This is a genomic window from Streptomyces sp. NPDC021225, assembly GCF_044332865.1.
Classification (GTDB): domain Bacteria; phylum Actinomycetota; class Actinomycetes; order Streptomycetales; family Streptomycetaceae; genus Streptomyces.
Map to the genome: position 1 here is coordinate 863,973 of NZ_JBIRPV010000003.1, position 11,961 is coordinate 875,933.

The window sequence follows — 11,961 nt, forward strand, 5'->3', positions numbered from 1 at the left end:
CCGCCACCCCTAGGGCAGAGTGACCGGAGCCGGGCCCGTGATCAGTTCCGCCCAGATCGTCTTGCCATGACGGCCGTGTCGCGTGCCCCAGCGTTCGGCGAGCTGGGCGACGATGAACAGACCGCGGCCGCCTTCGTCGTAGGTTCGGGCCCGCCGCAGGTGGGGGGTGGTGGTACTGCCGTCGGAGACCTCGCAGATCAGACTGTGCTCTTCGAGGATGAGGCGGAGCTGGATCGGGGACTGCGCGTAGCGGATGGCGTTGGTGACCAGCTCACTGGCTATGAGCTCGGTCGTGAAGACTGCGTCCTCGAGCCCCCATGCGGTGAGTTGGTCGGACGCGTGCGCGCGGGTGTCGGCGACGGCGGCGGGGTCTGTCGGGACGTCCCAGGTGGCGACGTGGTCGGCGTCCAGGACTCGGGTGCGTGCCATGAGCAGGGCCACGTCATCGGCGGGCTGGTCGTTGAGCAGTGCGCCGAGAACGGCCCGGCACCGTTCGTCCAGCGACGGCTCCGGGATGCTCAGTGCTTGCAGCAGCTCCTGGAGTCCGCTCTCCAGGTCGCCGTGGTGCTCGCGGATGAGGCCGTCGGTGTACAGGGCCAGGAGACTGCCTTCCGGCACGTGCACGTCCACTGATTCGAAAGGTAGGTTCCCCAGGCCGAGGGAAGGGCCCAAGGGAGTGTCAACGATCTGGGCGTCATGATCCGGTGTGACGATGGCGGGTGGAAGGTGGCCGGCGCTCGCGAGGGTGCAGCGGCCGGCGATGGGATCGTAGACCGCGTAGAGGCAGGTTGCTCCCACCTCTCCTGCGGTGTCGTCGGTATCCGGGGCACCCACGGCCTCGTGTACGGGTCTGCTTTCCGTACTGAGCCGAAGGACGACGTCGTTGAGGTGGGTGAGGAGTTCGTCGGGTTGCAGGTCGATGTCGGCCAGTGTGCGCACGGCGGCACGCAGCCGGGTCATGGTGGCCGAGGCGTGCAGTCCGTACCCGACGACGTCACCGACGACGAGCGCGACGCGAGCGCCGGACAGCGGTATCACGTCGAACCAGTCGCCGCCCATGCCGGCGCTGTGGCTCGCCGGGATGTATCGGCTCGCCATCTCGGCCGCGGCGAGTTCGGGCATGTGTCTGGGCAAGAGGCTGCGCTGCAAGACCAGCGCGGTGTCGCGTTCACGGGCGTACCGTCGGGCGTTGTCCAGGCAGATTGCGGCCCGTGTCCCGATGTCCGCGGCGAGAGCGAGGTCGTCGGTGTCGAATGGGCGGGGCGGCCGATGCCGCAGAAGCGTCACCGTACCCAGGGCCCTCCCTCCGGCGCACAGCGGAACAGCGATGGCTGAGCGCATGCGATATGCGTCTTTCTGGACGGTGTGATCCCGCGCCAGCCAGCGCTCGATATCGGTGGTGTCTACGTAGCTCGCCCGTGCGGGTGCGCACGCGGTCAGGTAGCGCGCGGGGAGCGATACGCCCCAGAGCCCCTCCTCCTTCTTGTTCCTCTCAGCCTTCAACTCGCCGTCGGTGCGTCCTGGGGGATCGGGACGGTGGGCGACGTGGCGCAGCGCGATGGGCTCCGTGAATGGTTCGGTGGGGGGCTCTCTGCCTTTCAGGACAGCATCGAAGAGGTCCACACTGACGTAATCCGCGAATGCGGGTACGGTAACCTCCGCCAGTTCCCGAGCGGTTTGCGTTACGTCCAGCGTTCTGCCGAGGTGCTCGCTCGCCTCGCTCAGCAGAGACAGTCGATGTCGGGCGACCATGATGTGCATCCGGACCCTGCACACCGCGACGCTGATGACCCCCGCCAGTGCTACACCCGTGATGACTACGACGCGGCCGCCTACGGAGATGACGGGCAAGGCGACGCCGTAGATGCAGGCGGCCGCCGCAAGGGAGAGGACGCTGATCATCAGGGTGTGCCGGAGCGGCAGCAACGCGGCGGCCACGAGAGGTGCGACCGTCGCGTACAGAGCCCACCGGAGGAGGCCGTTGCCCGAAACTTCGACCACCAGGGCTGAGAACAGCGCTATGTACCCGACGAGGACCGCGACTACCCATTCGTCCCTTCGAAGGGTGATCGCCATATCCTGCTCTCCCTTGCCTGTCTCCCTTGCCTGGAGGCGAGTCCCCTGGTTCATGCGCCGCGAGGGGAACCTGAATGACGCTGGAGATAGTCGACCGTGCGTGGAGTTTCTTGGGAAGGCCGGTTACTTCTCACACGCTAACAGACGGATGGTTTTCCGTCCTGCGGGGTTGAATAAGTTTCCGACGTCAATTGCAAACAATAAGCTTCGTGTGGTCACCGCCCGTAGTTGGAGGGTGGATGCAAATAATTCCCAATGCGAAGGAAAATGCGGCCCTGGAATGATGAGTGCTGTGCTCCCAGGGGCGCGGCGGCACGGCAGGTATCAGGGGAGGGCTACGGTCAGGGTGAATGACGCGGTGAGTCCTTGTTCCAGTCGGCTGGGATCCACCGGGCTCACGTCCAGGAGCAGGTCCGCACCCCCCCGCGGACTGGTAGACCAGGTCGTCCTGCGAGGTGTCCGGAGTAGTACCCGAGGGCGTCGCAGTGCCACACCTCGACCGTGGCGCCGGGGACCGGGACCGGTTTGCCCTGAGCGGCGCCGAGGACGGTGATACGCAGCCGGAGCGGAACTCCGGGGCGGCCCTCGGCGATGTCCGCCCGCCGGCCGGCTTCGTCGTCGGCGTCGATGTAGTAGGGCCCTTCGGTTGTCTGCGGGGATGCGCTCGTGAGAACTCCAAGGTTGAAGTGAGAGTCGCACCAGATCGCTTCACGCTTGAAGTGACACAGCGGCGGCATTCACTCCAACCTTGGAGTACATTGGCGGCATGGAAGACGCACCGGACGCTGTCGAGCCGCGCTGGCTCGACGGCGATGAGCAGCAGCAGTGGTACGCGTTCGCCTATGTGCTGACGCAGTTCCCGGCCGCGCTGGAGACGCAGATGCAGCGGCATGCGGGCATCTCACACTTCGACTACGTGGTGATGTCCGCCCTGTCGATGGCCCCGGAGCGCACCCTGCGGATGAGCGAGGTTGCCCAGTACGCGGGCAGCACACTCTCGCGGCTGTCCAACGTGGTCATCCGACTGGAGAAGCGTGGCTGGGTACGCCGTCACCCCGATCCTGCCGACGGGCGCTCGACGCTGGCCACCCTCACCGACGAGGGTGTCGCCAAGGTCGAAGAAGCGGCCCCCGTGCACGTTGAAGCGGTGCGCCGCTGGGTCTTCGACCCGCTGACCAAGGCGCAACAGCGCCAGCTCGGTGCTGTCTCCCAGCGGATCCTCGGCGCTCTCCACGCCCCGTGTCCCACCGACTGGCCGGCGCCCGGCACGCCGTCGCCGGCCGACGGCGACTGACGCCGGTACGCCTCCGGCCCGCCCTCCCCGGCCGTCCGGCCAGGGCCACACCACCCCCTTGTCCAGGAGCACGTATGCCCACCATCGCCATCGTCGGAGCCGGACCCGGTCTCGGCCTGTCCATCGCCAGGGTTTTCGGCGGCCACGGCTTCGACGTCGCCCTCGTCTCCCGCAGCAAGGACAAGCTCGACGCGCTGGTCGCCGAGCTCGCCGAGGCCGGGATCACCGCGGAGGGCTTCCCCGCTGACGTGGCCGACTCCGCCCAGCTCGCCACCGCGTTGGAGCGGGCGATCGCCCGGTTCGGGCGGATCGACGTCCTGGAGTTCTCGCCCCACGCCGGGCTGACCATGACCGCGCCGCAGGACGTCACCGTCGACGTACTGCGCCCGCTGATCGACAGCCTCCTCTACGGTGCGGTCACCGCAGCTCAGACCGTGCTGCCCGGAATGCTCGAAGCCGGCTCCGGCACCCTGCTGTTCACCACCGGTGGCGGCGCCCTCACCCCGTACCCGATGCTCGCCGACGCGAACATCGCCCAGGCAGGCCAGCGCAACTGGGCGCTCAACCTGCACAACACCCTTGCCGACAAGGGCATCTACGCCGCGAACGTGGCCATCAACCTCATGATCGGCACCGAGGCTCCGGAAGGCGTCCCCCACCGTTCGCCCGACGACATCGCGCTGGACTACTGGAACCTTCACGTCAGCCGCGACCAGGCCGAGCACTTCATCGGCAACTGAGCCCCCGCAACGGCACTCGGGCGGCTGCCGGCTCACACCGCCGTCAGCCGGCGGTCGCCCGCCCTTTCTCCCGGAGCACCATGAAGGCCATCCTCATCGCCGGAGGCAACAGCGGCATCGGTCTCCAGACCGCCCGCGACCTCCTCGCCGACGGCCACCGCCTCGTCCTGCTGGGCCGAGACCCGCGCAAGGGCGAGGCCGCCCTCACCCTGCTCGACGCCCCCGCCGACAGGGCCTCGTTCCTCGCCACCGACCTGTCCACCCACGAAGGCGACCGCGACGCCGCCAGGCGCATCCTCGACCAGCACGACCACCTCGACGCGCTCGTCCACACCACCGGCGTGCTCACCAACCAGGACAGTCGCACGGTCGACGGCCTGCACCCCTTCTTCGCGGTCAACTACCTCAGCCGCTACCACCTCACCCAGCTCCTGCTGCCCGCCCTGCACCGCGCCGAGCGGCCGGTCGTACTCACACCACCCCGGGCCTTGCCGCAGGCGTGGTGAACGCGGGCGCGGCGAAGACCGACATCATGCGCGCCCCTCTACTCGGGCAGGCCCGGGAAGTTCGAACAGCGCACACCGATCGATCTCAGCACCACAAGCACCCAGCACCTCATGGATATCTCCCGCACCCTCACCGGAGCCTGACACCACGGCCAACATCCCCGGGCCATGCGCTGACGGCCCTCAGCAGGCCGGGATCCCGTACGGGGGACACCGCCAACGCCCGAGTACGTGAATGCCCCTCGCCGACGGGGGATGCGGCGAGGGACACGTCCAGTGTGGCACGACATAAGCATCGAAGTGCCCGATCCGGGCGATACACATCGCATATATCTACAAGCGGAGCCCGACCATGTCCTTCGCCTCGGCGGCGGTGGCCCACCGGTACCAAGGGCGAAGATCACCGACAGAGCCAAGCCGAGCACGGATCCGTTTCGTGTCACCCGGACGCCTTCCACGGCTGTCTGCTGTCCCTGACCTGTGCGAAGTTCGATTCGGGCCTCGGGGAGTATTCCATCCGGCAGACGAGTGAGGAGAGCAATGTCGACAGGCTCGCCATACTGGGTGTCCCTTACCGCGGCCGAAGCGGCGTTTCAGAGTGACCTTGGCAGTGTTCAGGTAGTCGATGGGCAGAGCCTGCCGATCCTCAGCCGACTGTCCATCAAGCGTGTGGTTCTCGCGCCCGGGGCGGTTCGTGAACCGCAGTGGAACGTCAACGCGAACCAGTTGGCTTACGTCGTCAGCGGCGAGGTGCTGGTCTCCTTGCTGGCGAACGGGGGACAGTTCGCCTCCTTCGTGGTCGGCGAAGGACAGATGTATCACGTGGAGTCCGGAGCGGTTTACCACATCGAGAACCTGGGCTCGGCGGATGCCGAAATCATCATCGCCCTGCGGAACGAGCGGCCCCAGCACTTCTCCCTGCGCGACAGCCTGTCGGCCATGACCAACCCGGTACTCGGCAACACCTATGACCTGCCGAGTACGGCGTTCGCCGCCTTCGAGCGGGCACCCGCGGAGCAGATCTTCGCCCGCCGGGGCAGCATCACGGTCGATCCCACCCAGAAACTACCGAACGCCCGTCTCTTCGACGTCGCGGGTCAGCACGCCCCTCTGTCGTACGCGTACGGTTCAGCGAGCCTGGCGCGCAAACAGTTCTGGGCAGCCCTCGACGACATCTCGATGTATTCCCTGCGGATCAAGGAAGACGGGATGCGGGAGCCTCACTGGCATCCGGTCACCGCCGAGATGGGCTACGTCGCCAAGGGGCGAGCGCGCATGCGCGTACTGGCACCCGACGTCACTCTCGGCGAGTACGAACTGGGTCCGGGCGATGTGTACTTCGTGCCACGCGCCTACCCGCACCATATCGAGGTCCTGGACGACGGGGGCTTCCACTTCCTCATCTTCTTCGACCAGCCGACGCCCGGCGATGTCGGCTACCGGGCGACCGCGACGGCGTTTTCCCGTGAAGTGCTCGCCGGTACCTTCGGCATCCCGGAGCGGGAACTGCCTCAGTTCCCCTTCACACCGCAGGACCCTCTCATCGTCCCCAGACGCAACCCCATCGGCGCCACCGAATGACACGGCGCAGAACCCGATGTGAGCACCAGGGCCGGCGCGGATGACCATCGTCAAGGCTTCTTCCGCACAGCGTCTCGACGACCGGGCCGCAGTTGCCGCCTCCTGGCGCATCGGTCCGGCCTTCGTGGCCGCAGTCGCCTACGTCGACCCAGGGAACGTCGTCACCAATGTGGCCGCAGGTGCCAGCCATGGCACAACCCTGCTCTGGGTCGTCGTACTGGCGACACTGGTGGCCGGGCCGGTGCAGTACCTTGCCGCGAAGCTCGGTGCGACCACGGGGAAGAGCCTGCCCGAGCTGATCGCCGACCGGTGCAGCCGACCGGTCCGGTTGGCCTACTGGCCCCAGGCCGAGGCCGTGTCCATCGCCACCGACCTCGCCGAAGTGCTCGGAGCCGCGATCGCGCTGCACCTGCTCTTCGGCATCCCTCTGCCGCTGGGCGGGCTGCTGGCCGCCGTTGCGGGCGCCGTCCTGCTGGCCGCAGGCGACCGCTTCGGACCATGCTTCCTCCGGAATGTCGCAGTCGTCTCCCTCGCCCTCATCGCGGGCGCCTTCATCTTCTGCCTGCTCGCCCGTCCGCCCGGTCTCGATGAGCTCGGCGCGGGACTCATTCCCTCGCTGGAAGGCGATGGTGTCCTGGTCCTTGCCGCAGGCATCGTCGGAGCCACGATCATGCCGCACGCGGTGCACATTCACAGCGCACTCGCTCGAGACCACCGTCGGCTGTCCGCTCACCGGACCGACGTGGCTCTGGCGATGCTCGTCGCCGGGACGACCAATGCCGTCATGCTCCTCGTCGGTGCCGGCGCCCTCCAGGGGTCCACCAGCGGTGGCTTTGGCGCCATCGCCACCGACGTGGCCGCCCGCATCGGGTCCGCCGCCCAGTTGGCATTCCTTGTCGCGCTACTCGTCAGCGGCGTGACATCCACGGTGGTGGGAACTCAAGCGGGCGCTGTCGTGACAAGCGGGCTTCTCCGCCGCAGTGTCCCGCTCTGGGCACGGCGCTGCACGACCGTCCTTCCCGCCGTCGTTCTGCTCGCCCTCGGCGTCTCCCCGGTCACCCTGCTCATCACCAGCCAGGTCGTCCTGGCTATCGGACTCCCCCTGGTTCTTGTCCCCCTGGTCGCCGCCACGTCCTCCCCACGCGTCATGGGTACAGCCGCGAACACCCGCCCACTGGCGATCACCATGGTCGCAGCAACAACGGCGGTGATCTGCCTGGACGTGTCCCTTCTCGTGCAATTCGTGCAGGGCTGCCTCCAGGCCGGGTAGCGTGCGACGCCGGAAGGCACCGCGCATCACGCGGTGCCTTCCGGCGAGTCCGATCGGATCAGGCGTTGAGCAGGAGCCAGCCCCCGAGGCCGCTGCACATGCTCGCGTTGTAGGCATCGGTGCGGAAGCCGGGCGGTATGGGCACGCCGGGGCAGATGTACTGGCCGGCGCGGGCCTGGACCTGCAACCACGAGCCGATGTTGCCGCAGCCGGTGTTGATGTGGGCGGTGAGCACGTAACCGGTGGGAATCGGCGAGCCCGCACAGACCCACTGGCCGTCGCGGGCCAGTTGCATGAACCAGGTGTCGATGTTTGCGCCGCACCCTTGGGCGGTGTGGAGCGTGAGTACGTAGCCGGTGGGGATCGGCGAGGTGGCGCAGACCCAGATCCCGTCCTGCACGGGCTGTATGTACCAGGAGCCGGCACCGTTGCACCCGCTCGCGTTGCGGAAGGTGACCACGTAATCCGGCGGGATGGGGGTGCCGGGGCAGACCCATCCGGGGGACGCCGCCTCAGTGGCGGCTGCGACCGGCGCCGCACTTGCCGTGCCGGCGGTCGCGCCGGTGAGGGCGGCCACCAGCAGCGCGACCACACCCACCGCGGCGGCGAGCCGACTTCGGACCGTCACCACCAAGGAACGACCGATAAAATCGCGAAACTTATTCTTCACACTTCACACCTTTCCAATCGATTGATTTCGCGAAGCGCCGCACGGTGTTGTGCGGCACTGAGCTGTGGAAGGGGAATGCGGCCATTCCTTCGGGGCTGGGCTCAGCTTCTGACGTTGAGGTTCGGTTCGAGCAGCATCCGCTGGTGCCGCGCGCCCACGCGGTCGGTGAGCTGCTGATGCAGCAGCCGGAAGCAGTGGCCCGCGGCCTCTTCCAGCGGCTGGACCACACTGCTGATGCCCAGCGCCAGAGCGGCGGCGGTGTCGTCAAAGCCGACGAGCGCGAGGCTGCGGCCTGTTTCGAGGTTCCGCCTGGCAGCGCCGACGGCGATCGAGTCGGACACGCAGACGGCGGCCGTCACGTCCGGGTGTTCGTCGGCGAGCTGGTCGGCCATGGCGGCGCCGTTCTCGATGGTGTCCGCCCTGTTCAGAGAGATGAACTCGGCAGCCGGACTTTCGGCCAGCGCGCGCCGCCAGCCCGACTCGCGGTCGTCACCGACTCCGGCCGAGTCGTCCCAGCCGAAGAACGCGATCTTGCGATGCCCGGCGTCGAGCAGATGGCGCGTGGCGGCGTAGGTGCCGGCCGAGCCGTCGACGTCGACCCAGGAGTGCTCGGGTGCGGGTGACCAGGACCGGCCGAAGGCGACGAAGGGAATGCCACGTTCGGTCAGCCATCCGATGCGCTGGTCGTAGCGGTGGGTGGCGACCACCACCACACCGTCGAGGTTCAAGGTGGCCAGCAGGTCCTTGTAGGTGGCGATCTCCTCTTCGTCGCTGTCGGCCACGAAGACGATCAGGTGGTAGTTCTCGGTCCGCGCGGCGGCGCACAGGGCGTGGGTGAACCGCTCCAGGGCGAGGCCGCTGACCCCTTCGGGGGCCGATGTGATCCGGACCGCGATCGCCTGGGACCGGTCGGTGCGCATGCTCCGTGCCGCGAGGTGGGGCCGGTAATCCAGCGCGGCGATCGCCTCCTCGACGCGCTGCCGGGTCTCCGACGCCACCATCTCCGGCGTGTGCAGGAAGTTGGAGACGGTCTGCCGGGAGACGCCGGCGTACTCCGCGACCGACGTGATCGTCGCCCTCCCGGTCTTCCTCGCCACCGTTACGACTCCCCTCAGCTTCTTTTCGATTGGAACGTGCAAGCAGCGGACTTGAACGTTCAAAATCGTGGTTTGCACGTTCAAGTCGAACAGGCATCAGTGTCATGTGACGGATCTGAACGTGTCAATGCGTCGTGCGCACCCAGTCGAAATCCGGCGACCGTCCTCGAGGTACCCGCCCAGGCGCTGTCCGCGCGTTCGTACCCTCCCCGAGCAGGTGCGGAGACGTTGGGAGAGAGCTTCTCGCGCAGTCGGCGTGTCCTTGACATGATCAGCAGATGTATCGCATACGTCGTCTGGGCGCGGCCCTGGCCGTTCTGCTCGGCGCCGGTGCCCTGCTCGCGCCCGCAGGCTCGGCCCAAGCAGCGGGACCGGCCGTCGAGTTGGACGTGCCGAAAACGGCGTACCTGCCCAAGCGCGGGACCAGCCCCACCGGCGGCCTCCGTCTCTGGCTGGCCCCGCAGCCGGGCGCGGGTCGCGCGACGCAGTCCGATGTGACGCTGAAGGTCGACGCGTCGGACCTGGACAGTGTCGCCCGAATCCGCACCCGCCGTGAGTGCGGAGATCACGCCATGGGCGCGACCGACGTCGTCGACTGCGCTTTGGGCACCCTCACGCGCGGCAAGGACAACTACCCGGACGCCGTCTACATCGAGGCCGTCCCCGGAGCGCGCCTCGGCAGTCACGGCACTATCCGCTACACCTTCAGCGCCCCTGGAGCCGAGGATGTCGTCTTCGAGACGGACGTACGGATAGAGGGACCCGACCTGCGCCCGCGCAAGGAGAAGCCTCGTGAGGGCGACGCGCCCGGCGCGAGCTTCGGCTTCAAGCCGCAGATCCGCAACGCCGGCGCGTTCCCCGCCCAAGGCTTCGGCCTGACCATCAGAAGCCCACGTGTCGCCTTCGCCAGGCAGTACGGCAATTGCCGGTACGGGCCCGAAGGCGCCTCAACCTCCGCTGACTGCTGGTTCGATCAGCGGATCGAGCCGGGCCAGGCGTACGAGGTCGTCGAGCCCATCTCCGTCGCCGTGCCGGACACGATGGTGAACGGCAGTTTCACCTACAAGCCGTACCTCCAGGGCATGACCGGAAACGCCGAGGAGGATCTGGGCGCGACCGGCACCGACCCGGGCTTGCGGCCGGGCACGGGCCCCGAGCTGAAGGTACGTCCCGTCGACACCCCGGCCGACGCCTTCACCGACAGGTTCGGCCTCGGTGAGGTCCGGCTCCACACCTCACAGACCGCCGACCTACAGGTGCGCGCCGACGCGATCGAGGGCACGACAGGCAGCACCGCCGAGTCCACGTTCCATGTGCGCAACGCCGGACCGGGCCGGATCTCGGGCACGAGCCTGCGCATCACGGTGCCCGAGGGCCTGAGCGTCGTGGCGCCCACGCCGCCACCCGACCCCGACAACGAGCTGGAATGGGAGTGGGAGTGCTCCCGCATCGAGGAGCGCGTCTACCTCTGCGGCCCTGACAACCCCCTGGAGCCGGGCGACACCTGGGAGACGACCCTCGAGTTCCGCATCGACCGGAACGTACGCGGAGCCAGGGGTCTGCTCGAAGCGGTCCACGATCCTGAGCGGCCCGCGAACGACCCGAAGAAGTCGAACGATTCGGCACCCATCGAAGTACGCGCCACCGGGGGCCCATGGGTCGAGCCCACCGAGCCGAACCCGAAGCCGGCATCGGCCACCGGGGACAGCGAGGGCAAGGACGACTCCATGCTCTTGGTGATGGCAGTGGTGCTCGGCACGGTCCTCGGGGGCGGTGCGCTGGCATTCGCACTGCGTGCGAGGGCGGCCCGACGCAAGGCGGTACCGGAACCCACTGGTCCGACGGGACACGGGGAGACGTCGGGCCCGGATGAGACCTGACCGTTTCTCCGCGCCGCTTCTTCCTGCGGCGGTTTGGCGCGACCACATTGTTGGCTAGGGTGGCCAGGAGAGACTGATGGACGGGCTGATGGCTCCCGCGCGGGCCAAGTCGGTCATGACGGGGGGCTCGTTGGTGGGGAGTTGGCGCCGGCAGAGGCTCGAGGACACGTCGACCGGGCGCGGCGGGCGTGTGACCGGCCGGTCGGCGCCCGCGGTGCTGCCCTCATCGCTGCGCGTGTGGCTCGGGATGGTCGCGGCCCTCGCCGGGCTGGTGGTCGTCGTGCTCGGGGTCCGGTATGCCGACGACAGCAAGCCCGGCATGGTGGACGCGCGGATCGGGGCCGCGGTGGACGGTGCGGGGCTGCCGTGGCGGCACGTCGCTCTGGCCACGGACTTCTTGGGGGAGCCCGGGGGAGCGGCGATGCTGGTCGTGGCCACCGTGACGGGCTGCCTGCTGCTTCGGCGTCCTCGCGCGGCGGTGCTCGTCGTTGTCGGCGTCGGCATGGCCGTGGGGACGGCGACGCTGCTCAAGTCCCTGGTGGGGCGCACCATCCACGACGGGAACCTGTCCTACCCGAGCGGGCACACCGCCTTCCTCACCGCGCTCGCCCTCGTGGTGGCGCTGCTCGCGACCGGCCGGCTCGGCCTCGGCAGGACGGCCGGCACGTCACTCGTGCTCGCCGCGGCGCTGGTGGCCGGCGCCGCCATGGGCTGGGCGCAGGTCGCCCTGGGTGCCCACTACCCGACCGACGTCCTCGGCGGCTGGTGCACCGCGCTGGCGGTGATACCGGCGACCGCGTGGCTGGTCGACCGGACGGCCGACGCGGTTCTCCGTAAGCGCCGCTGA

General features: G+C 68.4%; 10 protein-coding genes. 7 read left to right on the plus strand and 3 right to left on the minus strand.

The features are described from left to right. Positions 1-9 precede the first annotated feature (9 nt). Entirely contained in the window at positions 10-2,076 is a 2,067-nt protein-coding gene (locus ACH4S9_RS17530; RefSeq protein WP_398372701.1) for a SpoIIE family protein phosphatase, read from the minus strand. 766 nt (positions 2,077-2,842) lie between these two features. Here ACH4S9_RS17530 and ACH4S9_RS17535 point away from each other — a divergent pair. From ACH4S9_RS17535 to ACH4S9_RS17555, 5 genes are all read left to right on the plus strand, one after another. Further along, positions 2,843-3,370 (plus strand): MarR family winged helix-turn-helix transcriptional regulator, encoded by a 528-nt coding sequence (locus ACH4S9_RS17535; RefSeq protein ID WP_398372703.1) that lies wholly within the window; start codon positions 2,843-2,845, stop codon positions 3,368-3,370. 74 nt (positions 3,371-3,444) lie between these two features. After that, complete coding sequence (locus ACH4S9_RS17540) at positions 3,445-4,110, plus strand: SDR family NAD(P)-dependent oxidoreductase (RefSeq protein ID WP_398372705.1); 666 nt, start codon at positions 3,445-3,447, stop codon at positions 4,108-4,110. Between the two features lie 80 nt (positions 4,111-4,190). Then, entirely contained in the window at positions 4,191-4,616 is a 426-nt protein-coding gene (locus ACH4S9_RS17545) for an SDR family NAD(P)-dependent oxidoreductase (RefSeq protein ID WP_385349164.1), read from the plus strand. A gap of 540 nt (positions 4,617-5,156) precedes the next feature. Continuing rightward, on the plus strand, positions 5,157-6,197 hold the full coding sequence (locus ACH4S9_RS17550; protein ID WP_311721590.1) for a cupin domain-containing protein: 1,041 nt from the start codon (positions 5,157-5,159) through the stop codon (positions 6,195-6,197). 40 nt (positions 6,198-6,237) lie between these two features. Further along, positions 6,238-7,467: an Nramp family divalent metal transporter gene (locus ACH4S9_RS17555; protein WP_311721591.1), complete on the plus strand. Its 1,230-nt coding sequence runs from the start codon at positions 6,238-6,240 to the stop codon at positions 7,465-7,467. Between the two features lie 58 nt (positions 7,468-7,525). On the opposite strand, the gene ACH4S9_RS17560 is transcribed toward ACH4S9_RS17555, so the two are convergent. Both ACH4S9_RS17560 and ACH4S9_RS17565 read right to left on the minus strand, forming a co-directional pair. Further along, on the minus strand, positions 7,526-8,095 hold the full coding sequence (locus ACH4S9_RS17560; protein WP_311721592.1) for a hypothetical protein: 570 nt from the start codon (positions 8,093-8,095) through the stop codon (positions 7,526-7,528). Positions 8,096-8,238: 143 nt separating this feature from the next. Then, entirely contained in the window at positions 8,239-9,234 is a 996-nt protein-coding gene (locus ACH4S9_RS17565; RefSeq protein WP_358843418.1) for a LacI family DNA-binding transcriptional regulator, read from the minus strand. 278 nt (positions 9,235-9,512) lie between these two features. On the opposite strand from ACH4S9_RS17565, the gene ACH4S9_RS17570 reads away from it, so the two are divergent. Further along, entirely contained in the window at positions 9,513-11,114 is a 1,602-nt protein-coding gene (locus ACH4S9_RS17570; RefSeq protein WP_398372709.1) for a hypothetical protein, read from the plus strand. A 190-nt stretch (positions 11,115-11,304) separates the two neighbouring features. After that, positions 11,305-11,961, plus strand: a complete 657-nt coding sequence (locus ACH4S9_RS17575; protein WP_398373011.1) for a phosphatase PAP2 family protein — start codon at positions 11,305-11,307, stop codon at positions 11,959-11,961.